At 52.2% G+C, this 24,787-nt stretch carries 28 protein-coding genes; 20 read left to right on the plus strand and 8 right to left on the minus strand.

Going from position 1 to position 24,787, the window contains the following annotated elements; translation table 11 throughout:
- Nucleotides 1–146 precede the first annotated feature (146 nt).
- A complete protein-coding gene (locus ACN0R1_RS11910) occupies nucleotides 147–1,286 on the plus strand; it encodes a 1-acyl-sn-glycerol-3-phosphate acyltransferase (RefSeq protein WP_417583105.1) in 1,140 nt (379 codons plus the stop codon).
- On the plus strand, nucleotides 1,279–1,995 hold the full coding sequence (locus ACN0R1_RS11915; protein WP_417583107.1) for a lysophospholipid acyltransferase family protein: 717 nt from the start codon (nucleotides 1,279–1,281) through the stop codon (nucleotides 1,993–1,995). The genes ACN0R1_RS11910 and ACN0R1_RS11915 overlap by 8 nt, the downstream gene beginning before the upstream one ends.
- Before the next feature lie 5 nt (nucleotides 1,996–2,000).
- On the opposite strand, the gene ACN0R1_RS11920 is transcribed toward ACN0R1_RS11915, so the two are convergent.
- From ACN0R1_RS11920 to ACN0R1_RS11945, 6 genes are all read right to left on the minus strand, one after another.
- Nucleotides 2,001–2,942, minus strand: coding sequence for a biotin-dependent carboxyltransferase family protein (locus tag ACN0R1_RS11920; RefSeq protein ID WP_417583109.1), 942 nt, complete (start codon nucleotides 2,940–2,942; stop codon nucleotides 2,001–2,003).
- Nucleotides 2,935–3,657 carry a 5-oxoprolinase subunit PxpB gene (pxpB, locus tag ACN0R1_RS11925; RefSeq protein WP_417583111.1) on the minus strand — a complete coding sequence of 241 codons (723 nt, stop codon included), beginning with the start codon at nucleotides 3,655–3,657 and terminating at the stop codon, nucleotides 2,935–2,937. Before pxpB ends, ACN0R1_RS11920 begins: the two co-directional genes overlap by 8 nt.
- A 1-nt stretch (nucleotide 3,658) precedes the next feature.
- Complete coding sequence (locus tag ACN0R1_RS11930) at nucleotides 3,659–4,402, minus strand: 5-oxoprolinase subunit PxpA (RefSeq protein ID WP_417583113.1); 744 nt, start codon at nucleotides 4,400–4,402, stop codon at nucleotides 3,659–3,661.
- Nucleotides 4,403–4,415: 13 nt separating this feature from the next.
- Complete coding sequence (gene fabB, locus ACN0R1_RS11935) at nucleotides 4,416–5,633, minus strand: beta-ketoacyl-ACP synthase I (RefSeq protein ID WP_417583115.1); 1,218 nt, start codon at nucleotides 5,631–5,633, stop codon at nucleotides 4,416–4,418.
- A 68-nt stretch (nucleotides 5,634–5,701) separates the two neighbouring features.
- Nucleotides 5,702–6,217 carry a 3-hydroxyacyl-[acyl-carrier-protein] dehydratase FabA gene (gene fabA / locus ACN0R1_RS11940; protein ID WP_417583117.1) on the minus strand — a complete coding sequence of 172 codons (516 nt, stop codon included), beginning with the start codon at nucleotides 6,215–6,217 and terminating at the stop codon, nucleotides 5,702–5,704.
- A 115-nt stretch (nucleotides 6,218–6,332) separates the two neighbouring features.
- A complete protein-coding gene (locus tag ACN0R1_RS11945; RefSeq protein ID WP_417583119.1) occupies nucleotides 6,333–7,301 on the minus strand; it encodes a polyprenyl synthetase family protein in 969 nt (322 codons plus the stop codon).
- Between the two features lie 127 nt (nucleotides 7,302–7,428).
- Between ACN0R1_RS11945 and ACN0R1_RS11950 the strand changes: the two genes are divergently transcribed.
- The 5 genes from ACN0R1_RS11950 (at nucleotide 7,429) to proB (ending at nucleotide 11,234) form a co-directional block, all read left to right on the plus strand.
- Complete coding sequence (locus tag ACN0R1_RS11950) at nucleotides 7,429–8,007, plus strand: DNA-3-methyladenine glycosylase I (RefSeq protein WP_417583121.1); 579 nt, start codon at nucleotides 7,429–7,431, stop codon at nucleotides 8,005–8,007.
- A gap of 201 nt (nucleotides 8,008–8,208) precedes the next feature.
- The gene (gene rplU / locus ACN0R1_RS11955; protein ID WP_036523239.1) at nucleotides 8,209–8,520 is read left to right on the plus strand and encodes a 50S ribosomal protein L21; all 312 of its coding nucleotides are present in this window, start codon (nucleotides 8,209–8,211) and stop codon (nucleotides 8,518–8,520) included.
- A 33-nt stretch (nucleotides 8,521–8,553) separates the two neighbouring features.
- Nucleotides 8,554–8,811 carry a 50S ribosomal protein L27 gene (gene rpmA, locus ACN0R1_RS11960; protein WP_417583123.1) on the plus strand — a complete coding sequence of 86 codons (258 nt, stop codon included), beginning with the start codon at nucleotides 8,554–8,556 and terminating at the stop codon, nucleotides 8,809–8,811.
- Nucleotides 8,812–8,903: 92 nt separating this feature from the next.
- Entirely contained in the window at nucleotides 8,904–10,097 is a 1,194-nt protein-coding gene (cgtA, locus tag ACN0R1_RS11965; protein ID WP_417583125.1) for an Obg family GTPase CgtA, read from the plus strand.
- Between the two features lie 15 nt (nucleotides 10,098–10,112).
- Complete coding sequence (gene proB, locus ACN0R1_RS11970; protein WP_417583127.1) at nucleotides 10,113–11,234, plus strand: glutamate 5-kinase; 1,122 nt, start codon at nucleotides 10,113–10,115, stop codon at nucleotides 11,232–11,234.
- 84 nt (nucleotides 11,235–11,318) lie between these two features.
- On the opposite strand, the gene rpsT is transcribed toward proB, so the two are convergent.
- A complete protein-coding gene (gene rpsT, locus ACN0R1_RS11975) occupies nucleotides 11,319–11,582 on the minus strand; it encodes a 30S ribosomal protein S20 (RefSeq protein ID WP_417583129.1) in 264 nt (87 codons plus the stop codon).
- A 275-nt stretch (nucleotides 11,583–11,857) separates the two neighbouring features.
- On the opposite strand from rpsT, the gene murJ reads away from it, so the two are divergent.
- The 9 genes from murJ (at nucleotide 11,858) to ACN0R1_RS12020 (ending at nucleotide 20,192) form a co-directional block, all read left to right on the plus strand.
- The gene (gene murJ / locus ACN0R1_RS11980; RefSeq protein WP_417583195.1) at nucleotides 11,858–13,351 is read left to right on the plus strand and encodes a murein biosynthesis integral membrane protein MurJ; all 1,494 of its coding nucleotides are present in this window, start codon (nucleotides 11,858–11,860) and stop codon (nucleotides 13,349–13,351) included.
- A gap of 79 nt (nucleotides 13,352–13,430) precedes the next feature.
- On the plus strand, nucleotides 13,431–14,387 hold the full coding sequence (ribF, locus tag ACN0R1_RS11985; protein ID WP_417583131.1) for a bifunctional riboflavin kinase/FAD synthetase: 957 nt from the start codon (nucleotides 13,431–13,433) through the stop codon (nucleotides 14,385–14,387).
- Between the two features lies 1 nt (nucleotide 14,388).
- On the plus strand, nucleotides 14,389–17,205 hold the full coding sequence (gene ileS / locus ACN0R1_RS11990; protein WP_417583133.1) for an isoleucine--tRNA ligase: 2,817 nt from the start codon (nucleotides 14,389–14,391) through the stop codon (nucleotides 17,203–17,205).
- On the plus strand, nucleotides 17,198–17,710 hold the full coding sequence (gene lspA / locus ACN0R1_RS11995; protein ID WP_417583135.1) for a signal peptidase II: 513 nt from the start codon (nucleotides 17,198–17,200) through the stop codon (nucleotides 17,708–17,710). The genes ileS and lspA overlap by 8 nt, the downstream gene beginning before the upstream one ends.
- 14 nt (nucleotides 17,711–17,724) lie before the next feature.
- Nucleotides 17,725–18,174 carry an FKBP-type peptidyl-prolyl cis-trans isomerase gene (locus ACN0R1_RS12000; RefSeq protein WP_417583137.1) on the plus strand — a complete coding sequence of 150 codons (450 nt, stop codon included), beginning with the start codon at nucleotides 17,725–17,727 and terminating at the stop codon, nucleotides 18,172–18,174.
- A gap of 124 nt (nucleotides 18,175–18,298) precedes the next feature.
- Nucleotides 18,299–18,646 (plus strand): prepilin-type N-terminal cleavage/methylation domain-containing protein, encoded by a 348-nt coding sequence (locus ACN0R1_RS12005; protein ID WP_417583139.1) that lies wholly within the window; start codon nucleotides 18,299–18,301, stop codon nucleotides 18,644–18,646.
- A gap of 1 nt (nucleotide 18,647) precedes the next feature.
- Nucleotides 18,648–19,196 (plus strand): PilW family protein, encoded by a 549-nt coding sequence (locus ACN0R1_RS12010; protein WP_417583141.1) that lies wholly within the window; start codon nucleotides 18,648–18,650, stop codon nucleotides 19,194–19,196.
- A 22-nt stretch (nucleotides 19,197–19,218) separates the two neighbouring features.
- The gene (locus tag ACN0R1_RS12015; protein WP_417583143.1) at nucleotides 19,219–19,662 is read left to right on the plus strand and encodes a pilus assembly PilX family protein; all 444 of its coding nucleotides are present in this window, start codon (nucleotides 19,219–19,221) and stop codon (nucleotides 19,660–19,662) included.
- A complete protein-coding gene (locus ACN0R1_RS12020; protein WP_417583145.1) occupies nucleotides 19,659–20,192 on the plus strand; it encodes a GspH/FimT family protein in 534 nt (177 codons plus the stop codon). The genes ACN0R1_RS12015 and ACN0R1_RS12020 overlap by 4 nt, the downstream gene beginning before the upstream one ends.
- 34 nt (nucleotides 20,193–20,226) lie before the next feature.
- On the opposite strand, the gene ACN0R1_RS12025 is transcribed toward ACN0R1_RS12020, so the two are convergent.
- Entirely contained in the window at nucleotides 20,227–21,159 is a 933-nt protein-coding gene (locus tag ACN0R1_RS12025; protein WP_417583147.1) for a LysR family transcriptional regulator, read from the minus strand.
- A 56-nt stretch (nucleotides 21,160–21,215) separates the two neighbouring features.
- Between ACN0R1_RS12025 and ACN0R1_RS12030 the strand changes: the two genes are divergently transcribed.
- From ACN0R1_RS12030 to ACN0R1_RS12045, 4 genes are all read left to right on the plus strand, one after another.
- Nucleotides 21,216–22,223, plus strand: a complete 1,008-nt coding sequence (locus tag ACN0R1_RS12030) for a quinone oxidoreductase family protein (protein WP_417583149.1) — start codon at nucleotides 21,216–21,218, stop codon at nucleotides 22,221–22,223.
- A 29-nt stretch (nucleotides 22,224–22,252) separates the two neighbouring features.
- Nucleotides 22,253–23,236, plus strand: a complete 984-nt coding sequence (locus tag ACN0R1_RS12035) for an aldo/keto reductase (RefSeq protein ID WP_417583151.1) — start codon at nucleotides 22,253–22,255, stop codon at nucleotides 23,234–23,236.
- Nucleotides 23,237–23,417: 181 nt separating this feature from the next.
- Nucleotides 23,418–23,843, plus strand: a complete 426-nt coding sequence (locus ACN0R1_RS12040; protein ID WP_417583153.1) for a hypothetical protein — start codon at nucleotides 23,418–23,420, stop codon at nucleotides 23,841–23,843.
- 11 nt (nucleotides 23,844–23,854) lie between these two features.
- The gene (locus ACN0R1_RS12045) at nucleotides 23,855–24,709 is read left to right on the plus strand and encodes an ankyrin repeat domain-containing protein (protein ID WP_417583155.1); all 855 of its coding nucleotides are present in this window, start codon (nucleotides 23,855–23,857) and stop codon (nucleotides 24,707–24,709) included.
- Nucleotides 24,710–24,787 lie beyond the last annotated feature (78 nt).

Raw genomic sequence — 24,787 nt, forward strand, 5'->3', positions numbered from 1 at the left:
TTGAAGGGCGAAAATTGTACAGAAATCTTCCCGCTAAGTAAATTTAGCCTGGAGAAAGGTGGTGCAAATCATTGCAGTATCACTGTAATTTGTAGGTAAACAGGCTAAAATGCGCGCTTTCCACAGTAAGGTTGTTGGTATTATCCATGAGCGAACAGAATCAGAACGCTGATCCGTTTCAGTCGATTCGCCCCTATCGAGACACTGAAGTTGCAGAAGTCCTGAGCCGCATGATCCGGGATAATGAGTTGGTCGATGTGATTACTCACTACCAATTTCCCCGCGTGCCCCGTTTTGTTCGGCGTTTGCTAAGACCCGCGGTCCGCATTGGCCTGGCGGCCAAGGTGGGTGATATAGAGAATATCACCAGCTTTCAGAAGTTGATCGCTAATTATATGACCAAGATGATTCATCGCTCGACCAGTAAGCTGAGTTGCAGTGGTATTGAACGACTGGACCCGCAAGAATCCTATCTGTTTGTGTCCAATCATCGTGATATTGCTATGGACCCGGCTTTCGTGAACTGGGCGTTGTATCAGTACGGCTTGAACACGGTGCGTATTGCTATCGGTGATAACCTGCTGCGCAAACCCTATATTGCGGATTTGATGCGGCTGAACAAGAGTTTTATCGTCAAGCGCTCGATCAAGGCTCCGCGCGAAATGATGGCGGCGATGACCTTGCTGTCAGGCTATATCGATCACAGCATCGTTACCGGTCATTCTGTCTGGATTGCGCAACGTGAAGGGCGCTCCAAAGATGGCAATGATCGCACTGACCCGACGCTGCTGAAAATGTTCTATATGTCACACCGAAAGCAGCGTAGTTTTGCTGAAATGGTTGAGCGTCTTAATATCGTGCCTGTATCTATCTCTTATGAATTTGATCCTTGTGATGCCTTAAAAGCCAAAGAGCTAGCGGCGAAAGCTACCGAGGGCTCGTATCAGAAATCCGAGTTTGAAGATATCGACAGTATTGTGAAAGGCATTACTGGCGCAAAAGGGCACGTGCACGTTGATTTTGGTGAGCCAATCAAGGGCAATTTCGAAACCCCAGAGTCGCTTGCAGCTGAAATCGATCGGCAGATACTCAGTGGTTACTATCTGCACCCAACTCACCTGGCCGCTGCCGAGCGCACCGAATCGGCTGCGGCCAAGCAGTCACTGCAAGAGCGCCTGGTGCAGGTGGACGAGCTGGCACAACCCTATTTGAAAAATATGTATGCTAATCCGGTATTCAATCGTGAACGGATTGAGCAAGCCGTCAAGGGAGAAGAGCGTGCTTAAACTTCGTGCCTTATTGTTTGCTGCGGGTTTTTATCCCTTAACCATGATTTACGCCATACCCTGTTTGCTGATCGGTCCATTGCTACCGTTTCGGGCAAGGTTTATCTTCCTGACAGGGATCAACTACTTTTACATCTGGTGGCTGAGGGTGACCTGTGGTGTTAAAACCCAGGTGACAGGTCTGGAAAATCTACCTAAAGACCGACCCTATGTGGCCTTGTCAAACCACCAAAGCGAGTGGGAAACCCTGTATTTCCAGTTGGTTTTTCGGCCTCAGTCGGTCGTGCTTAAGCGCGAGCTGTTGAAAATCCCTTTGTTTGGCTGGGCGCTGGCGCTACTGAAGCCGATTGCACTGGATCGCTCACAGCGCCGTGAAGCACTCAAACAACTGCTTCGACAGGGTAAAGAGCGGCTGAGTGATGGTATTCCGGTGGTTATTTTTCCGCAAGGCACGCGTGTGCCAGTTGGAAAAGAGGGGCGTTTTAACAAGGGTGGCACTATGTTAGCGGTGAGCCAGGGTGTACCTGTTGTTCCCGTGGTGCATAATGCCGGCATCTGCTGGCCGGGCAAGTCCTTCGTAAAATACCCAGGTACAGTACAACTGGTCATCGGTGAGCCGATTGAAACTCAGGGACGCAGTGTTGATGAGGTGCAGCAGGAAGTGATGGCCTGGATGATGGCGCAGATGAAAGCGATCGGGGCCGCCTGACAGGTCTAGCGGAAAAAACGCAGGAAGGCGGCTTCCTGCTGTTGTGCTTGCTCAAGACTGATAGCGCGTAACTGCACTGTCTGGCCAGGACGAACTTGTGCCAGCTGGTCCAGACTGCGCAAGGTGACAAAACCGGGTTTAGGATAGCCACCAATGCTTTGGCGCTCATTCAATAGAATAATGGGTTGGCCTGAGGGCGGTAGTTGTACTGTGCCTGCAGCGACACCTTCTGATATTAAGGCGCAGGCTGCTGTTTCCAGCTTTGGACCTTCCAGTAATGCCGCCATGCGGTTCGAATTGCTGGATAGGGCCCAGTTGCTGTTCAGTAGTGACTGAGTGATGTCAGCACTGACTTGGCTGTGTGGATTAGAGTAAAAATCCAATGGCACCGGCGGACTATAATCCGGGATAAACTGGTTGGGAACGGCTGTCAGTGCACAGCGATGCTCTGCTTGGGTCGGCTGATAGGCGAGACGATCACCGATTTTCAGGGCTGAACCCTGTCCGTCCAGTCCGCCGAGTTGCTCACGTAATATACAGGAGCGGCTTTCTCCCAGCCCTTTGGGTGTTTTCCAGCCGCCACGAATGCATAAGTAAGCGCGCATACCGCTGACAGCATAACCGGTTTCCAGCAAGTCACCCGGCTTAACGGACTGGGTTTGCCAAGGAGCGATGGCTTGGCCATTCAGGCGGGCTTTCAGGTCCGATCCGGTCAGCGCAATCTGTGTGGCCTGAGTAAAACGGCCCTTCAGACCGCCGATGGTGATTTCCACCGCGGCCGCTCCCCAACGATTACCAACCAAACGGTTGCCCCAGGCCCAGGCATGGCGATCCATCACGCCGCCGGTGGTTAAGCCGATATGTGCACACTGCTGGCGACCGGCATCCTCAATCAGGCTAAGCACACCAGTGGCGGTAATTTCCAGATAGTGAGATTGATCAGTCATGGGATGATTTTCCACTGAACTGATCATCCAGTTCGCCGCCTAGTTGAATAAAGGTTTCTCTATCCACTGGATGAAAGCGCACCCGTTGACCGGGTTGCAGCAAGGCGGGTGGGTCAGCTTGCACATTGAAGAGTTTCATCGGCGTGCGACCCAAAAGCCGCCAGCCGCCTGGTGAGTCGATCGGATAGATGGCGGTCTGGTTGTCGGCAATGGCTACGCTACCAGCCGGTACCCGTACTCTGGGTGTTTCCAGGCGCGTGATTCGGAGGTCAGGGTGGGTTTCTCCCATATAGGCAAATCCGGGAGCGAACCCTAGTGCATAGACTCGGTATTCCTGATCACAGTGACGCTGAATAATGTCTTCGACAGTGCAGTTTTTCTGTTCGGCCAGTGCGGTCAGGTCAGGTCCTGTGGTGTGTGGATCGTAATAGACCGGTATGTTGATTGGATCAGTGTCTGCCAGCGGAGTGTCAGGGGACAGGTTATTCAGTAAAGGCGTAATGAGAGTCAGTAACGAGGTCTGGGTGTCCTGCAGCAGGTCGTATTCAATCAGTAGCGTGGTGTAGGCGGGTGTCAGATTCAATATCCGATCACCTAGCGAGTTTTGTAGTCGCAGGCTGACCTGGTGAATTCTGGCGCTGAGTTCAGGACTCATCGCATCGCCGAAACGCAGCAATAGCGCATTAACGCCTGCGGTTTCAGCCGACCAGTGCATCTTAGTTCTGCCTCAGTGCCTGGTGGATGGCTCTCACAGTAGCGATAGATTCTTCATTGTCACCATGTACGCAGAGGCTGTCAGCTTTGAGCGTTAAGGGGCCAGATGGGGTTGTGACGCAATGTTGTCTTGCCAGGCTAATCGCCTGCGTCAATATCAGCTCGCGGTCCTGGTGTACGGCGCCAGCTTTGCTGCGCGGCATTAGCGAGCCGTCAGGGGTATAAGCGCGGTCTGCAAAGGCTTCAAAAATCAGTGGCAGTTGATACTGCTTGGCGAGGGCTTGCACCGCGGTATTATCTGCTCGACCTAGCAGCATCAAACTCAAAGGTGTCTGGCCGGATTGATTGAGCGCGGCAATCGCTTCCATCACGTTCTGCAGTAGGGTGGGGTCCGACATCATGTCGTTATAGAGCGCACCATGGGGTTTGACATAATCCACCTGGCCACCTTCGGCCCGAGTGATGGCCTGCAAGGCACCGACCTGGTAGCGAATTAACGCACGTAACTCATCACCACTAACCTTAAGGCTACGTCGACCAAAGCCGATAAGATCTGGATAGGCTGGATGAGCACCGATACTGACCTGATGCGTTAGCGCCAGGGCAACAGTTTTTTGCATGGTAAGCGGATCTGAGGCGTGAAAGCCACAGGCGATGTTGGCTTGATCCAGCCAGGGAATGACTTCGGCATCTCGACCCAGGGTCCAGATGCCGAAGCTTTCACCTACGTCCGCATTAAGCAGCATAGGTTGGTGTGCTTCAGTCGTTGTACTTCTGCAGTACCAGCGTTGCGTTGGTACCACCGAAGCCAAAGCTGTTGGACATGACGCGTTGCAGATCGACATCATCCTTGCGCTCGGTCACGATCGGCAGGCCTTTCGCTTCCGGATCCAGCTCATCAATGTTGGCCGATGCGCAGATAAAGTTATTTTGCTGCATCAACAGACAGTAGATAGCTTCCTGAACACCGGTGGCACCCAGTGAATGACCGGTCAGTGATTTGGTGGAGCTAACCGGTGGCATTTTGTCAGCAAAGAAGGTCTGCATGGCCTTCAGTTCCTGGATGTCGCCAGCTGGCGTTGAAGTGCCGTGCGAGTTGATGTAATCCACCGGGCCGTCAACGGTTGACAGGGCTTGCTGCATACAGCGCACAGCACCTTCACCTGAAGGCGCAACCATGTCGTAACCATCGGAAGTTGCACCATAACCGACGATTTCAGCGTAAATTTTCGCGCCGCGGGCTTTGGCGTGTTCCAGTTCTTCCATGACCAGCATGCCACCGCCACCGGCGATAACAAAACCATCGCGGTTGGCATCATAGGCACGTGAGGCTTTTTCTGGTGTGTCGTTGTACTTGCTGGACAGGGCGCCCATGGCGTCAAACATGACGCTCAATGACCAGTGAAGTTCTTCACCGCCGCCGGCAAAAATCACATCCTGCTTACCCAGCTGGATCAGTTCCATAGCATTACCGATGCAGTGGGCGCTGGTGGCGCAAGCGGAAGTGATGGAGTAGTTAACCCCTTTAATTTTAAAAGGTGTCGCCAGGCAGGCGGATACTGTGGAGCCCATGGTGCGTGTCACACGGTAAGGGCCTACACGACGCACGCCCTTGTCACGCAGAATATCGGCGCTTTCAACAATATCAGCTGAGGATGCACCACCAGAGCCCGCAATCAGGCCGGTACGGACATTGGAGACCTGGTCTTCTGTCAGCCCTGAGTCTTCAATGGCCTGCTTCATTGACAGGTAAGCATAAGCCGAGGCATTGCCCATAAAGCGACGTAGCTTGCGGTCAATCAGGCTTTCAAGGTCAATGTTTACTTGGCCTGCTACCTGGCTACGGAACCCCATTTCTTTGTATTCCGGCTGGAAGCTTATGCCAGAGCGTCCTTGTTTCAGTGAATCAAGGACTGTTTCTTTATCATTTCCAAGACAGGAAATGATGCCCATTCCGGTAATCACAACGCGTCGCATGTGCTGACTCTCTCTGCTTTTAACGTAACGTTACGTGTTTGTTATAATTGATTCGACAGTGATCTGGTTTAGAAGTTGTCAGTAGAGGTGAACAAACCCACCCGCAGATCTTTGGCTGTGTAGATTTCACGGCCATCTACCGACATGCTGGCATCTGCAATGCCCATCACCAGCTTGCGCTCAATCACGCGTTTCAACTGGATGTGATAGGTAACCTTGCTAGCTGTTGGCAGTACCTGTCCGAAAAACTTCACTTCACCGGCGCCGAGCGCTCTGCCGCGCCCTTTGTTACCTTTCCAGCCAAGGAAAAAACCTACGATCTGCCACATGGCATCCAGACCCAGACAGCCCGGCATTACTGGATCGGTCGGAAAATGACAATCAAAAAACCATAAGTCGGGACGGATATCCAGTTCAGCAATGATTTCGCCCTTGCCGTGTTCGCCACCGTCAGCGGAAATGGTGGTAATCCGGTCCATCATCAGCATATTGCCGACTGGCAGTCTGGCGTTGCCGGGTCCGAACATTTCGCCGTAACCGCATTTCAGAAGGTCTTCGCGTTCAAAAGATGAGGGTCTAGTCATGAATTAATATCTGTCCAAAAAACAATGAGATTTAATTTAATCTTGGGATTATACCGTTAGAGTGTAGCAGAGGCACGACCTGTTGCTGATTATTTGCACAGCTATTTGCCTGGCGTTATTTTTTACGCGCAACGGCGAGGCCTGCCAGCTCAATCAAAGTTGTTTTGAATGAAGAGTCTGCTAACTCGTTGATGGCGTTGATAGCCTTATCAGCTTCCTGCTGTGCAGTGGCTTGCGCATAGTCGATAGCCCCGGTATTTCTGACAATATCCAGTACTGGCTGCAGATCTTCCAGGCCGCCTTGGCGTATGGCATTACGGATGAGGGTGCGCTCCGCCTCGGTGCCACACTGCATGGCTCGAATCAGCGGCAGAGTGGCTTTGCCTTCGGCCAGATCATCGCCAACGTTTTTGCCCATCTCTTCAGCGGTGGACAGGTAATCCATCACATCGTCGGTAATCTGGAAAGCAATGCCAATGTGACGACCGAACAAGCGCAAGGCTTCACGATCAGCGGCTGATGCGTCGGCCAGAATGGCACCGCACTCAGTGGCGGCTTCAAACAGCATGGCCGTTTTACCCAGAATCACCTGCATATAACTGTCTTCGGTGGTGTCGGGGTTGCGCTGGTTGAGCAGTTGCAGAACCTCGCCTTCGGCGATCACTGTGGTGGCATTAGAGATAACCTGCATGATCTCCATGCGGCCTATCTCCACCATAATCTGAAAAGAACGCGAATAGAGAAAGTCGCCGACCAAAACGCTGGGGGCGTTGCCCCATTTGGCATTGGCGGTGGCATTGCCGCGGCGCAGTTCGGAATTATCGACTACGTCATCATGCAGTAATGTGGCGGTATGAATAAATTCAATCACAGCAGCCAGACGGATATGTAGCTCACCCTGATAACCACACGCATTTGCACTTAGCAGTGCTAAGAGTGGGCGTATGCGTTTACCGCCACTCTCGACAATGTAATGGCCCATCTTCTCAACCAGCGGTACGTTAGAGCCCAGGTTGTTGAGGATGAAATCTGTTACAGCGTCGAACTGGGGTTCGATAAGTGGGTTTAGCTGATGTGGCTGCATGTATTCGGATGGCTGGAAATTAATGATGGCTGAATGCTAGGGAGTGCAGTGCCCGATGTCAAGAAAGTGCGGTATATTCCATAACCAGGCAGTTTACTGCGACTTGTATAATAGAAGGAGACGGGGTGTGAAGAAACGTTGTGGCTGGTGTAGCGATGATCCGCTCTATATTAAGTATCACGATCAGGAATGGGGTGTGCCGGCGCATGATGATCGCCACCTGTTCGAAATGTTGATACTGGAAGGTGCGCAAGCAGGGCTGAGCTGGATTACGATTCTGAAAAAGCGCGAGAGCTACCGTCAGGCTTTTGATCAGTTTGATGCTGTGAAGGTCGCCGCTTATACGGATGAGGATGTGCAGCGTTTACTGAGTAATGCTGGCATCGTACGCAATCGTCTGAAAATCGCCGCGGCGATTAAAAATGCCCGAGGCGTTTTACAGATTCAGCAAGAATTCGGCTCACTGGATCGTTATCTCTGGGGGTTTGTTGACCACCAGCCAGTGCAGAATAACTGGGAGAGTTTGCGAGAGGTGCCGGTGCAAACGGATGCGTCGGTGCGCATGAGTAAAGACCTGAAAAAGCGTGGTTTTGGCTTTGTCGGCCCGACTATTTGTTATGCGTTTATGCAGGCTGTCGGCATGGTCAATGACCATGAACAAGGGTGCTTTCGTCATGCGGAAGTTAAAGTGTTGTCCTGCGCGTAATTAACAGGTGTCGTGCTCTATATGGGTGAGTACAAACTAAGCTGTTTATTGCTTGATCTGTAGTAAGTGTGTCTGTATAATTGCGCGCCCTGAGCTTGTCCAAATCATCGCTCCCTGTTATAGGGTTTTATCGCTTGAAGAAGCAACCCTTAGAAGCAGGTTTCGTTTCAGTAGCCGGACAAGCGTAACCTGGAGAAATTTATGTTTGCAGTGATTGTGAGTGGCGGTAAGCAGTACCGTGTGCAAGAAGGTCAGACGCTGAAGCTGGAAAAGCTGGTAGCTGAGCAAGGTGCTAAAGTTGAATTCGATCGCGTATTGCTGGTAAGCAATGGCGATAACGTAACTGTCGGTGCGCCGGTAGTTGAAGGTGCTAAGGTCTCTGCTGAGGTTGTTAGCCACGGTCGTGGTGATAAAGTGACTATCATCAAATTCCGTCGTCGTAAGCACCACATGAAGCGTCAGGGCCACCGTCAGTGGTTTACTGAAGTTAAGATTACCGGTATCAGCGCTTAATTACGCTGCCGAAAAACGTATAGGAGAGATACAATGGCTCATAAGAAAGCAGGCGGTTCCACACGCAACGGCCGCGATTCGCAATCCAAACGTCTGGGTGTAAAGCGTTTCGGTGGTGAGGCAGTGATTGCCGGCAATATCCTGGTTCGTCAGCGCGGCACTAAGTTCCATGCTGGTACCAACGTAGGTCTGGGTAAAGACCACACACTGTTTGCAACAGCAGACGGAGTTGTTAAGTTTGTTGTGAAAGGTGCTCAGAAACGCAAGTACGTAACTATCGTACCTGCCTGAGAAACCTGCAGCTAAGCATAAAAAAAGCTCCGCCTGGCGGAGCTTTTTTTATGGATTAAAATAGAAAGGTACTACCTTTCGGGAGAGTTAAGATGAAATTTGTCGATGAAGCATCCATTACCGTAGAAGCGGGTAAAGGCGGAAACGGCTGTATGAGCTTTCGGCGGGAAAAATTCATCCCGAAAGGTGGTCCAGACGGTGGTGATGGCGGTGACGGTGGTTCGGTTTGGGTTGAGGCTGATGAGAGCCTGAATACCCTGATCGATTACCGTTTTACCCGTCACTACAAGGCACCCAGTGGACAGCAGGGTCGTGGTTCTAACTGCACCGGTGCCAAGGGCGATGACTTAACCTTGAAGGTACCAGTAGGTACCACCATCGTTGATGTCGATACTGACGAGGTGCTGGCTGACCTGACACAGATAGGTCAGCGGGAAAAAATTGCTCAGGGTGGTTTTCACGGCCTGGGTAACACCCGTTACAAGAGCAGTGTGAATCGCTCGCCGCGTCAGACAACCAAAGGCTCGCCTGGCGAGTTGCGTAACCTGCGTCTGGAGCTGAAAGTGCTGGCCGATGTGGGCTTGCTGGGCTTGCCGAATGCAGGTAAATCCACCTTTATTCGCGGTGTATCGGCGGCCACGCCTAAAGTGGCGGATTATCCGTTTACCACGCTGATTCCGAATCTGGGTGTGGTCAGAACCGATGCGTTTCGTAGTTTCGTGGTAGCTGATATCCCCGGTATTATCGAAGGGGCGGCTGAAGGTGCAGGTTTAGGGATTCGATTCCTCAAGCATCTGGCGCGTAACCGTGTGCTGTTGCATATCGTTGATATGGCACCCTGGGATGATACCACTCCTGCCCAAGCGGCGATCACCGCAACCAAAGAGCTGAAGCGTTTCAGTCAGACCTTGGCGCAGCAGCCTCGCTGGTTGGTATTGAATAAGCTGGACCTGCTGCCTGAAGATGAGCAGGAAGCGGCTTGTCAGGCTGTGGTGGATGCGTTGGAGTGGCAAGGGCCGCTGTATCGTATCTCGGCGTTGAATAAAACCGGCCTGAAGCCATTAACGCATGATCTGCAAAACTTCCTGGATGCGCGTAAAGAAGCGATTGCTGAAAATCCTGAGTTGCTGGATCAAGAGCACGAAACCCGTCGTATTATCGATCTTGAAGCGCGCGAGAATCTGGCCAGATTGCGCGAAGAGCTGCGTGCCAAGCGTGAAGATGATGACTGGGATGATGATTTTGATGACGACGATTACGATGTCGAAGTCGAGTATGTTCGCTGACGGAGAGAGAAAAGCATGACGGGTCGTGAGCGGCTGGTTCGTCGAGGGCGTTGGGTTGTCAAAATTGGCAGCTCATTGTTAACCAATGATGGTCAGGGTTTGGATCAGCAGGCGATTGCCCGCTGGGTCGAGCAACTGGTGTCGTTGCGTGAACAGGGTATCGAAGTCATTCTGGTGTCGTCCGGCGCAGTGGCTGAGGGCTTGAGCCGTCTGGGTTGGAAATCCCGGCCGAGTGAAGTGTTTCGTCTGCAAGCGGCGGCGGCTGTCGGTCAGATGGGCCTGGTACAGACCTGGGAAGCCTGCTTCTGGAAACATGGCGTGCATACCGCTCAGGTGTTGCTGACTCATGATGACCTGTCTAACCGTAAACGCTATCTGAATGCCCGTTCTACCCTGCGTACCTTGATTGAGCTGGGTGTGGTAGCGGTAGTTAATGAAAACGATACCGTGGTCACCAGCGAAATCCGTTTCGGTGACAATGATACTCTGGGTGCCCTGGTTGCCAATGCTGTTGAAGCCGATGCGTTGATCCTGCTGACGGATCAATCGGGTCTGTTCAGTGCCGATCCACGTCAGGACCCAACGGCTGAGTTAATTGGTGAGGCGCGGGCTGAAGATGAGCGCGTGCTGGCTGTAGCCGGTGATGGCGGTGCACTAGGTCGCGGTGGCATGATTACCAAGGTGCGTGCAGCACGCCTGGCAGCGCGTTCCGGTGCGGTAACGGTGATTGCCAGTGGTCGTGAAGAAAACGTCCTCAGGCGTCTGTTTGAGGGTGAGGCGTTGGGAACCCTGTTGACCCCAGATCGTGAGCCGATGGCAGCCCGCAAACAATGGATTGCCGGGCATCTGCAAGCGCGTGGCACCTTGATGGTGGATGCAGGTGCGGTGAAAGCCTTGACCGCAAGTGGGCGTAGTCTGTTGCCAGCCGGAGTGCTCAGAGTTACCGGTGACTTCTCGCGTGGTGAGATGGTGATGATTATTGACGAGGTCGGACGCGTGATTGCCCGCGGTTTGGCAAATTACGGCGCTGAAGATGCCAGTCGCATACTCGGTCACCCAACACGCGCGATAGAGTCGATTCTGGGCTTTATGGGCGAGGAAGAGCTGGTGCATCGCGATAATATGGTATTGGCTTAGGGGTTGTGTATAGGGTTCTCTAGGCAATAGGCACAAAAAAACCGGCGAATGAGCCGGTTTTTTTTGGATATAAGACTTATAGTCTTAAGCCAGTGCTTTGATCTTCGTAGACAAGCGGCTCTTGTAGCGAGCAATCTTGTTTTTGTGGAAGATGCCTTTGTTGACGGAGCTGTCCAGAACTGGTTGAGCAGTTTTGAATGCAGCTTCAGCAGCGGCTTTGTCGCCGGTTTCAATAGCGGCGATGATTTTTTTCATGTAAGTGCGTGCTGTGGAGCGCAGGCTAGCGTTTTGCTGACGACGCTTCTCCGACTGGCGAGCACGTTTACGGGATCCTGCGGAATTAGCCACAGTCTGGCTCCTTTAAACTTGGGTTGATCAAAATACGGCGGTAGTAGTGCCGAAAAACAGACGCGAGATTATTCATGTTAGCGAACAATATGTCAACTGTTTATGCCATTCTTCTCGCGATTCTATGCTATGAGTGGCGCAAAAAGAAAGCTATTATTTGCGCCTCTTGCCGATCGCGGTAAAGGATAACACAGAACGGGTGGAGTAAAGCGGAATTGGAAAAGGTGGAGGCTAAAAAAGCTGGGTTGCTGAGATCCAGTGGCACTGTTGGGATCATGACCCTGTTTTCACGCGTATTGGGGCTGGTTCGAGATGTCACTATCGCATCGATTTTCGGTGCCGGTGGGCATGCGGATGCGTTTTTCGTGGCCTTTAAAATTCCCAATTTTTTGCGTCGTCTGTTTGCAGAAGGGGCATTTTCGCAGGCGTTTGTGCCGGTTCTTTCGGAATATCGTACTCAGCGCGACTTGCAAGCGGTGCAGTTACTGGTCAATCGGGTGGCTGGCACCCTTGGCATGACGCTGCTGCTGTTGACCCTGGTGGCGATGATGGCGGCGCCAGTATTGGCAGCGATCTTTGCTCCCGGATTCTATCTGGCCGGTGATGAGCGCTTTGCGCTGGCCTCGGAGATGTTGCGCATCACCTTTCCCTACCTGTTACTGATCTCGCTGACAGCCTTTTGTGGGGCGATTCTTAACAGTTACGAGCGCTTTGCTATTCCCGCCTTTACCCCGGTGTTGCTGAATCTGTGTCTTATCGGCGCGGCGTTGTGGATCAGTCCGTTGATGGATCCACCGATCATGGGTCTGGCCTGGGGTGTGTTTCTGGCTGGGGTGATGCAGTTGCTGTTCCAGTTGCCCTTCCTGGCACGTTTGCGTCTGTTGCCACGACCGACGATGGGGTGGCGTGATGAAGGGGTGCGGCGGATCATGAAGTTGATGGTGCCGGCCCTGTTTGGCGTGTCGGTGGCGCAGATCAACCTGTTGCTCGATACCGTGTTGGCGTCCTTTCTGCAAGATGGCAGTGTGTCCTGGTTGTATTACTCTGACCGGCTGGTGGAATTGCCTCTGGGGGTGTTTGGTATTGCGATCGCTACGGTGATTCTGCCTGCCCTGTCACGTAATCATGCAGACAAGAGCGATAAGGTGTTTTCGGCGACACTGGATTGGGCGCTGCGGATGATTTTGTTGATCGGCTTGCCTGCCGCCCTGGCGTTGGTGGTGCTGGCCGAGCCGATGATTGCCACGCTGTTTCACTATGGTGAGATGCAGGATAGGGATGTGATGATGGCTGGCATGAGCCTGAAAGCTTATGCACTGGGCTTGCTGGCCTTTATGCTGATCAAGGTACTGGCAACCGGTTACTTTTCCCGCCAGGATATGAAAACGCCGGTGAAAATCGCGATCTGGGCAATGGCAGCGAACATGCTGTTCAACCTGATTCTGGTTTGGCCGCTGGATCACGTGGGACTGGCGCTGGCGACTTCGCTGTCGGCCTTTTTGAATGCCGGTATGTTGTTATACGGTTTGCTCAAGGTTGGCGTATTGCGCTGGCAGCCAGGCTGGGGGCGTGTGTGGCTGCGTAATCTGTTCGCCAATGCACTGCTGCTGACCTATCTGCTGAGCCTGAGTGCCAGCACCGATGACTGGTTAAATGCCGGTTTGTGGCAGCGGGTTGAGTGGTTGTCGTTGCTGGTGATCGGGGGTGGGTTGGTCTATCTGGCGGCACAGTGGCTCGCCGGGTTGCGCTTACGACATCTGCGGGCCTGACAAAAGCCTTAGCGGGGCTGATAATGGTGCGCTTTTTCGACTATAATGCGCGGTTTAGATTCTGACCCAAGATGATGGCATGGAACTGATCCGAGGCTTACATAATCTGCGCGACAAACACCGAGGCTGTGTGGCCACCATTGGTAATTTCGATGGCGTACACCTGGGTCACCAGAAAGTACTGACGCAGGTGAAGCAGAAAGCGGCTGAAATGGGCCTGCCGAGCGTAGTGATTATCTTTGAACCTCAGCCGCGTGAGTTCTTTGCTGGTAGTGATGCACCACCGCGGCTGACGCGCTTTGATGAAAAGGTTCGGCTATTGCGGGATCAGGGCATAGACCGCGTGCTGTGTCTGACATTTAACGCCCGTTTGCGCAGTATGTCGGCGCAGGCGTTTGTCGATGAATTACTGCTCAATGGCCTGAATGTGCGGCACTTTGTCGTCGGTGATGATTTTCGCTTCGGTTGTGACCGCACCGGTGATTATGCCATGCTGGAAGCGACTGGAGCCGCGCATGATTTCTCGGTAGAGCATACGCATACGCACCTGATTAACGACCAACGGGTCAGCAGTACGCTAATCAGAGAAACGCTGATGCGCGGTGACTTTGAATTGGCCGAACAGCTGCTGGGTCGTCCCTACCGTGTGACCGGGCGGGTGCAGCATGGTAATAAACTCGGTCGTGAGCTGGGTGTGCCTACCGCCAATGTGCGCATGCACCGCTTTCGTTGTCCGTTACAGGGGGTCTATACGGTAACGGCTCGCGTTGGTCAGCATGAGCGTGAGGCCATTTGCAATGTTGGCGTCAGGCCGACGATTAATGGCCGCTTGCCGGTATTGGAAGTGCACCTGTTCGACTGGGATCAGGACCTGTATGGGCAGTTGATGCAGGTCGAGTTTCTGCACTTTTTGCGTCCCGAAAAGCGCTTTGACGGACTTGATGCGTTAAAAACACAGATTTTTTCAGATATTGAAACGGCCCGTCTCTGGTTTGCTAACAGCACCGGGCAGAATTCACTTGCGGAAGTTAACTGATATGACCGATTACAAACACACTCTGAATCTGCCGGAAACCGAGTTTCCGATGCGCGGTAATCTGCCCCAGCGAGAGCCTGCCCGTTTGGCTCGTTGGGATGAGATTGATCTTTACGCTCGCCTGCGTGAAGAAGGGCAGGGTCGTCGCAAATTTATTTTGCACGATGGCCCTCCTTACGCCAACGGCAGTATTCATATTGGCCATGCGGTTAACAAAGTGATCAAGGACATGATCGTCAAGGCGAAAACCCTGAGTGGTTTTGATGCGCCCTATATTCCGGGCTGGGACTGCCATGGTTTGCCGATTGAGCACAAGGTCGAAACCACCATCGGTCGTGCCGGTGACAAGGTGCCCTTCCGTGAATTTCGTCAGCAGTGCCGTGACTATGCCACCAAGCAGATCGAAGGGCAGAAAGCTGACTTTATCCGCCTGGGCGTGATCGGTGACTGGGATAAACCTTACCTGACCATGAATGCCGAAACTGAAGCCAATATCGTGCGCTCCCTGGGCAAGATCATTGAAAACGGTCATCTGGTGAAGGGCTACAAGCCTGTCTACTGGAGCGTGGTCGGTCAGTCGGCTCTGGCGGAAGCTGAAGTCGAGTATCAGGAAAAAACCTCTATCGCCATCGATGTGCGCATGACCGTAGCGGATGAAAGCGCCGTGCTGGCTCTGTTCAATACCACAGCGGGCGAAGGTCCTGTGTCCATTGTGATCTGGACCACCACCCCTTGGACCATCCCGGCCAATCAGGCGGTATCGCTGCATGCCGAGTTGAATTACGCCCTGGTTGAAACGGCGATCAATCATGGCAAAGAGCGCCTGATCGTTGCGGCTGAGATGGTTGACACTATCATGGCACGCTGGGGTATCCAGCAGTACCAGGTACTGGCAGAGTGCAGTGGTAAAGCGCTGGAAGGTCAGCTGTTGCAGCATCCGGTGTTTGACCGTCAGGTGCCGGTGATCCTGGGTGATCACGTGACCACTGAAGCGGGTACGGGTGCGGTGCACACCGCGCCAGATCACGGTATGGAAGACTTTGTCGTGGGTCAGGAATATGGCCTGGATACACTGAACCTGGTTCAGGCCAACGGCACCTACAGTGATGCGGCTGGCGAATTTGCTGGCGTGCATGTTTACAAGGCTGATGAGCCTGTCTGTGATGCACTGGAGCGTGAACACAAACTGGTGCACATGAAAAAATTCCAGCATAGCTACCCGCACTGCTGGCGCACCAAAACCCCGCTGATTTACCGTGCCACCCCGCAGTGGTTTATCTCTATGGATGATAAAAATCTGCGTGCCGATGCGCTTGACGCAATCAAGGGTGTGCAGTGGTTCCCTGGTTGGGGTCAGGCACGTATCGAAGCCATGTTTGAGCAAAGCCCGGACTGGTGTATCTCACGTCAGCGCACCTGGGGTGTACCGATAACGCTGTTCACTCACAAGCAGACTGGTGAGTTGCATCCACGCACTCAGGAACTGATTGAAGCCGTAGCGTTACGTATCGAAAAAGACGGCATCGATGCCTGGTTTGAGCTGGATGCTGCCGAACTCCTGGGTGATGAAGCCGCCGATTACGATAAAGTCACCGACACCCTGGATGTCTGGTTTGATTCAGGCACCACACACAATTCTGTGCTGCGCACTCGTGAAGAGCTGCAGTTCCCGGCTGATATGTATCTGGAAGGCTCAGATCAGCACCGTGGCTGGTTCCAGTCATCGCTGAAAACTTCTATCGCCATCAACGGTGTGGCCCCTTACAAGCAGGTGCTGACACACGGTTTTGTGGTGGATGAGAAGGGCTATAAAATGTCCAAGTCCCTGGGCAATGTAATCGGGCCGCAGGAAGTGACCGATAGCATGGGTGCTGATATTCTGCGTCTGTGGGTGTCAGCCACTGACTACTCAGGTGAGATGGCGGTATCTAAGCAGATACTGCAGCGTACTGCCGATGCCTATCGACGTATCCGCAATACCTCACGCTTCCTGTTGGCAAACCTGAACGGTTTCAATCCGGCCACTGATCTGGTTGAACCGGAGCAGATGTTGGCACTGGATCGTTGGGCCGTAGATGCCGCCTGGCGTCTGCAGCAAAAAATCATTGCCGCCTATGATGACTACCGCTTCCTGGATGTCTATCAGGCTGTGCACAACTTCTGTGTACAGGAGCTGGGTGGTTTCTATCTGGATATCATCAAAGATCGCCAGTACACCACCCAGGCGGATAGCCTGGCACGACGCTCTTGCCAGAGCGCGCTGTACCATATTGCCGAAGCGCTGACCCGCTGGATCGCACCGATCCTGACCTTCACCGCTGAAGAAATCTATGAAGTGCTGCCGGGCAGCCGTCGTGACAGTGTGTTGCTGAGCAACTGGTATGAAGGCTTGTTTACCCTGTCTGCTGATGATGAACTGGGCGATGCCTACTGGCGCCGTATCATGTCGATCAAAGATGCGGTGAATAAGTGTCTGGAAGATGCCCGTGGCGAAAAACTGGTCAAGGCTTCTCTGGCAGCTGAAGCGATACTCTATGTCAGTGATAGCATTCAAACCGATCTGGAACGTCTGGGTGATGAGCTACGCTTTGTCCTGATTACCTCCGCGGTCACGCTCAAGCCCCTGGCTGAAGGTGCTGAGGCAAGAGAAACCTCTGTGGACGGTTTGAAAGTCACAGTTGCGGCTTCTGAGCATCCCAAGTGTGCGCGTTGCTGGCATCACCGTGCCGATGTGGGTGAACATGTGGAGCATGAAGAGATTTGCGGTCGTTGTGTAGACAACGTCAGCGGCAGTGGTGAACAACGCTACTATGCCTGATCAGCAGATAAATACTCCAGTCAGTGCCTGGCGCTGGCTGTTGCTCACACTGCTGGTCGTGGTGCTGGATCTGGGTAGCAAGTGGCTGGCTACGGAGATGTTGGTGTATGCCCGTCCCGTCCCGCTGCTGCCGTTTTTTGACCTCACCCTGCTGCACAATCCCGGTGCCGCCTTCAGCTTTCTTGCCGGAGCCGGTGGCTGGCAACGCTGGTTCTTTGTGGGTGTTTCTCTGATTGTCAGTATCGTGCTGTTAGTCTGGCTAACGCGTACACCGGCACAGCAGTGGTGGATGCGCCTGGCATTGGCGTTAATTTTGGGAGGTGCACTAGGTAACCTCTATGACCGTATCCTGCATGGGTATGTAGTTGATTTTATTTCATTGCATTATGGCGGTTGGTATTTTCCGGCATTTAATCTGGCTGACAGTGCCATTAGTGTCGGCGCGGCCATATTGATTATCGACATGCTGTTTATCTCTGGTCGCGCTGATAAGCCGGCCCGATAGTCCGAGGGCATTATATGAACGAAAAAATTCTGGGTGTAGGCACGGCAATAACCATGCACTTCGCCCTAAAACTCGAAAATGGTACGGTGATCGATTCCAACTTTGATGCCGAGCCAGTACAGTTTGTATTTGGTGATGGCAATATTCCTGAAGGCTTCGAGCAGGCACTGATTGGCCTGAAAGTGGGTGACCATCTGGATCTTACCATTGCCCCTGAGCGTGGCTTCGGTATGCACAACCCTAGCAATGTCCAGGTCATGCCGCGCAGTCAGTTCACCAATATGGATCTGGAACCGGGTTTGGTCGTCTCGTTTAAAGAGCCTGGTGGCGAAGTTCCAGGCGTGGTGACTGAATTCAGTGATGAGCGTGTCACCGTGGATTTCAATCATCCGCTGGCAGGGAAAACCGTGTTGTTTGAAGTGAAGATTGTTGATCTGGCGGATGCCGTAACTGTAAAAAACTAGTCGTAATGGCTGTTATTGGTGCCGCTGTCGGACTTGACGCCGATAGCGGGGCGTACTAGTCTAAAAATTCGCTGAAGCTAAGGATAGCTTCATTAACTCACACTTTTTCAGGGACGGAAAAGCCATGCGATCATTTACCCTCTCTTGCCACCACCAACGCGGTGTTGGCCTTCCCGAAGTTATGATCACACTGTTACTGCTCAGTAGTGGCAGTCTGGCGCTAACTCAACTGCAACTACGCAATCTGCAAACGGCCTACCAGAGTCAGCTACTCACGCAACAAACGCTGGCACATACCGAAGCCGTTGAGCACCTCTGGCAACAACGCTGCTACCTGGCCGCATTGAATAGTGAAGCACGTCAGAATTATCTGCTACAAGGCTACTCGACCTTGTTCAGTGCCTCACCCGATGATCCGACGTCACCGGGACAACTCTGGCAAACCCACCGACCTGTAACAGCCGACTGCTAAGATGCGCGCCCAACAAGGCTTCAGCTTAACGGAGCTGCTGGTAGCATTGGTGATCAGCACGATATTATTGCTCGCCGCCTCAACACTGCTAGTCGCTGGCAAGGAAAGCTGGCGCTCTCAGCAGCGGCTGAACTCGGCGCAGGAGATCGAGCGTTACACTGTGTTACAACTGCGCCGTGCTATACGCCAGGCACAGCAGGTTAATCTGGACAGTGATGAACAACAGGCCAATCTGACATACCTGGCGCAGGACGGCAGTCGCAATTGTCTGGGTCAGGAGCAAACAGCGGGTACCGAGTTCATAGATCAGTTTCGGGTTAATGATGACCAGCTGCGTTGTAACGGACAGGCCTTAATTGCTGGCGTGGCCTCGCTGACCTTTGCCTATGGTGCCGATCTCAATGGTGATGGACGTATCCTTGAGGATGAGCACCTGCCTGAACCTCACTGCTGCATTCCGGTACGCAGCCTGCGCTTTCGACTGGCCTTCTCGGGTATTAATGCTGATCGAGCTCCGGTGGAATACAGCGCTGCACTGAGGCGCAACTGAACAGGGTACAAGGAGGTATCCCATGCAATTACAACTGAAATCCATGCAGGGTAACAGCTTGTTAGTGACGCTGATTTTCCTGTCGGTCATCGCTATGCTGACCTTCAGCGCCGCGGTTAACTCGCAATTGCAGCAGCGTATGAGCCACAACCTGCATCTCAAGGCTCAGACCGATGAAGCCGCCGATGCTGGGGTGATGGCGTTCTATACCTGGCTATGCGCCGATCCGGATCACTGGGAGAGTGAGGATTGGGATAGTCTTATTAATGGCGAAATTGCTGCACATAGCTACTACGAGATTCTGGCCGATCAACTGGATTGGGACGGTGATTATGTCACTGTGACCGTACGGGGAGCGGTGAAGAGTGATCTGGATGATTTAAGCAACAGTTTGTTGCGGGTGGAGTTTTATCGCTCAGAGGAAGATGGCCGGGTTTATTTGCATAACTGGACTGAGTTGCTGTGAAAAGTCTAAGCCAATATCCGCAAGCGCATCAGCTTGGGTTGAGCTTGCTGGAACTCCTTGTCGCCATGGTGCTAGTGGTCGTGTTAACCACGGTAGCCGTACCCTCTTTCTCCGCTCTGCTGGAAACAACACGTCAGGAGAGTGCCGCCGAGCGCTTGAAAACACACCTGGCATTAGCCCGAATCGAAGCGGTCAGCCGACAAGCCTGGATTACGTTGTGTCGCACAGAGGATGGCGAACAATGTGTCAGCGATTCCTTAAGCGGCACAACCCAGTGGCAAGCGGCGTTGATGTTTATCGATACCGAACGCAATCGCATGGTTCCTGATAGTGACGCGCTACTGCGGGTGGATCGCTTTGCTCAGCCTATTAGTGTGCACTGGAATCGCGGCGATAGCCTGACGTATCAGCCGGATGGCAGTGTCACCGGCTTTTCCAATGGCACGTTTCGTATTAAGGCCGGGCAGTCGGAATCGGAGCATCGGCTGGTGATATCTATGGCAGGGCGGGTGCGAGAGGAGGTGGATTGATAGAGATATCTGGATTGGTTGATCATGTAATGTTTTAACCATGTAAACGAGTACTGTTGCGGCTCACTAGATCGACAAGGAAATTGGCCACGGCTCGCGTGCGGCGTGACTGTGCCAGATCAGATTGGATGACCAGATAAAGTGGCTGGCTGACGTCTATATTCGAGTCGATGCAGGTCAGTCCAGCATCTAGAGCGATAAAATGCGGTAGCACTGCAAGCCCTATCCCTGCTTTAGCTGCCACAACCTGAGTTGAGATCGAGGTGGTGGTCAGTACTGGCTCACGTCCCTGCAGTATTCGCTCAACCCATTGTGCGGCAGGGAGGTGTGCTTGCATGTCGCTCCAAGTAATGAAGTCATCGTTGTCATAGCATCCCGGAATCGGGTTGATTGCACGCTGGGTTGCGTAGTCTGGGCTGCAGTAAAGTCCATACCCTAAGATGCCGAGGCGGCGTAATGTGACATTGCCACGCTCAGGTTTGACCATTCGTAAAGCAAGATCCGCATCACGGCGATGCAAATTGACGGTTGCAATGTCAGTCACGAGTTCAATCGTGAGATCAGGATACTTTTTGCAGAACTCTGGAAGTGCTGGAAGGATGAGTCCTGTCGCCAGACCCTCAGCTGTCGCCAGACGCACCTTGCCTGTCATCTGCGCCTGGGCAGCGGCGTTGAAAGAGAAAGCCAGCGCCGCCGCTTCCAAAACTTCGGCCTTTTCGACCAGGGCGGCTCCATCCTCTGTTAGTTGATAACCTGATTGCTGGCGTACAAAGAGCGGTAACTTCAGCGCTTTCTCGAGACGCTCGATGCGCCGCGAAAGCGTTGCAATCCCCAGATTAAGTTCTGATGCTGCACCACTCAGCGTGCCATGCCGACCGACGGCCAGAAACGCGCGCGTATCATCCCAGACCCAGCCTCGTGGCATCTGTTTTTCAAATTCGGAAAACTCTTTATCTAAATAGTTCATTTTTTTCATTTTCAAATAGTGCCACGATGTGTCTTCAAGATTCAAGGAGAACTATGATGAACAACCGAACATCCCGGCAACATCAATCATCAAACCGGTTAGAGGGTGATATTCAAATTCGCATAAAGGCACCCGGAGGGCCGGAAGTACTCGAGGTAATGGAGTCCTTCCCGCAAGAACCTGGACCGGGAGAAATCCGTATTCGCCAGCATGCCATTGGCATCAATTTCATTGATATATACCATCGAGCCGGGCTCTATCCGTTGACAGAGCCCCATGTTCCGGGTGTTGAGGGGGCTGGGGTCGTTGAAGCCGTTGGTGCTGACGTCGAGGGCATTCAGGTTAGTGATAGAGTGGCCTATGCTGGAGTTCCAGGTGCTTATGCATCGACTCGGATTTTGCCAGCCTGGCGGGCGATTCGACTGCCTGAAAACATTCCTTTTGAAATCGCGGCGACATCAATGCTGCGTGGACTAACCGCCCATATGCTGCTAACGGTCAGTTATCCGGTTAGCTCTGGATCAGTCCTGCTGGTTCATGCCGCGGCGGGTGGTCTTGGTGTAATGCTAACGCGTTGGGCCAAGCATATGGGAGCCACTGTGATTGGAACTGCCAGCACCAAAGAAAAGGCGGCTTACGCCATTGCCAAGGGTGCAGATCACGTCATTGTTGGCCGGAATGCCGATGTAGTCCGAGAAGTATCCGATCTGACGAACGCAAGCGGTGTCGACTTCGCGATTGATGGTATCGGTGGGGATATGCTAAGAAAATCACTCGGGTCTGTCCGTCCCTTTGGTGCCGTTGCCAGTATTGGTTGGGTGTTGGGACCGGTCTCTCCGATCAGCATCGAAGAGCTGGGTACTGCCTCATTAGCTAAACCGAGTGTCATGGCCTATTCAGCCGATCGGGAGCGTTACACACAGGCCGCTGAAGAAGTTATCAAAGTTTTCGGCGTTGGTATCGTTGCTGATGTCGGCGGAGAATACAGGCTGGCGGATGCTGCAAAAGCACATATGGAGCTCGAACTTGGCCGCACAACCGGCAGTCTGGTCCTTTTGCCCTGATGTAACTTTAAGACTCAAGGAGATCTACCATGAAAATGCGAACGCTTGGTGCCAATCTGTCCATTTCTGCTATTGGACTGGGTTGTATGGGTATGAGTGAGTTCTATGGTCCTCGGGATGACAACGAATCACTGCGAGTGCTCGCGCGTGCCGTCGAGCTTGGCATTAATTTTTTCGATACGGCTGATATGTATGGACCACATCACAACGAGCAACTGATTGGTCGCTTTCTGGCCCATAATAAGCAGCCAGTTCATATTGCGACCAAATTCGGTATTGTGCGTAACCCAGGTGAATATAGTCGCAGTCTGGAAAATAGTGCTGACTATGCGCGAAAAGCCTGCGAAGGTTCACTGCGCCGACTCGGCGTGGAACAAATTGATCTCTATTACGTTCATCGCATCAACCGTGAGCAGCCGATCGAAGAGACAATCGATGGACTTGCTCGGTTGGTTCAGGCCGGAAAAATCGCTCGTATCGGACTCTGTGAAGTCAGTGCTGAAACGCTGCGCCGGGCGCATGCCGTTCACCCAATCACGGCAGTACAGACCGAATACTCACTTTGGACACGTGAAGTGGAGCGAGAAGTGTTACCCACCTGCCGTGAGTTAGGCGTCGGTTTCGTACCTTATTCTCCCCTGGGCCGAGGGTTTCTGACTGGGCGCTTTCAGCATGCTGCAGAGTTTGGAGAAGGCGACTTTCGTACCAACCTGCCACGCTTTGCTGAAGGAGCGATTGATATAAACCGTCAGGTCGCTGATGAGATTGCTGTAATAGCCAAGCAGAAGGGCTGCAGTCCGGCGCAACTTTCGCTCGCTTGGCTCTTGTCAAAAGGGCCCGATATCGTGCCTATCCCTGGTACAAAGCAACTGCGCTATATTGAGGATAATGCCGCTGCGGCGCAGATCACGCTTAGCATCGAGGAACAACAACAGCTAGAAATGGCTACTGCCCGTTTGCCGGTGGTAGGTGAACGCTACACCTCAGAGGGAATGAAAGGAGTGAATGCATGAATGCCATCACGGCGGCAAAATCTGCTTTCACATCCAGTTGATCCGACAGAATCGGTCTGCTGGACAGGGTTCTAGATAAGGTTGACTTCATGGCATTCGAAATGTAGGGTTATTGTTGCTAAAGGAAGTTATAGCATTGTAGTTAGATAATACATATCGGTTTATATCAAGGAGAGATGCCATGACAACCAGTCTTTGTCCTGAAGAGCTACGCAGCTCAGCCACCAGTTTATTTCCCACCGTTGATGTATGCCAAACGCTGAAAGCGGAGTATGGCATTAGTATTGTTGCAGCAGCAGATCAAAAGTATTTAGTCACTCGAGTTGCTGCCTCTGGCAAACCTCCTTTTCGCTATCTTGTCGCTAGAGAAGTCGGTCATTTTATTGGGCCAATGGTAGGGTTGCTGGAACCGTCTGGGGCGAGAGGGGTGATGCTTATAAATATTCGTTTAGAGGTTGAGAATTGTTACGCCAATCATGGGGATATACATTGGAAGTCTGATACATTGAGGTTGATTCCTCAGGACCCCTTACAGGCAGTTTTGAGGGTGGCTGAACATGATAGTTGTAAATTTGAAGACCTATGGAATAAGATTAAACATCTATAAACGGAGTTATAATGAGCAAGTTTCGTTGGTCTTTTATTATCATCGGTTTATTTGGCAGCTTTTTAAGCACTTCAGTGATTTCTGAGACACAAGCTTTAGAATATGAGCAATACAAAGAGATTAAGTCAGAATATAATGCATATATAAAGCTGAAAGTTGATGAAATCCAAGAAATTTTTGATCAATATGCCGATCAAAAATCATCTTTGGCTGTAGCAAACTATAACTATACAGAAACAATAGAATACCCGCTAATATTCGAAGTAGTTATGTTTGGTACACCAGAGCAGTTGGATACAATGATTACTGCTGGTGCTGATGTAAACGCCTTATTTCCTGGTAGGCACCCTGGAATACCACCTATAACGCCTATTTATTTTGCAAATAATGGTTACCATCCGTACCGAGCTACTGCGTGGTTTGAATGTAGACCGGATCAAGCCAGGCGGCTGTTAGCCGCGGGCGCCAGAATAGAGCAGCCATCATTTAATAGTTACAGTCTTCTTGGACGATATACTGCCCCCAGTATGTTCAAGGGGTGTGCTGAAACTCTTTCTTTGTTAATTGAGGAGGGCGCAGATGTGAATGCTCAGGATATCCTCGGAAGAACTGCACTTTCAGATGCTCTACAAGTTAATGACATAAATGGTGTCGAATTATTGCTGGCTGCTGGTGCCGACCCTAATCTTCAGGACATCACCGGGCTAAGTGTTTTTGAACACGCGCTACAAATGACTTTAAGTTATCTTCCAATGGAAGATTCAAAGGATTCACAGCCTAATACCCTTCGCCGCTTTATAGAACTGGCTGTCGATAAGAAGTACGAAGAAAACATCGACATGCTGCGTCAGCAGCGAGATGAATAGAATAACCGGTCACACTAGCATCCTGCTGATAAGTCAGGCTAGAACTGGCTCTTATCCCACAAACATTGCAAAATAGAC

The organism is Nitrincola sp. (assembly GCF_048264025.1).
GTDB lineage: Bacteria > Pseudomonadota > Gammaproteobacteria > Pseudomonadales > Balneatricaceae > Nitrincola.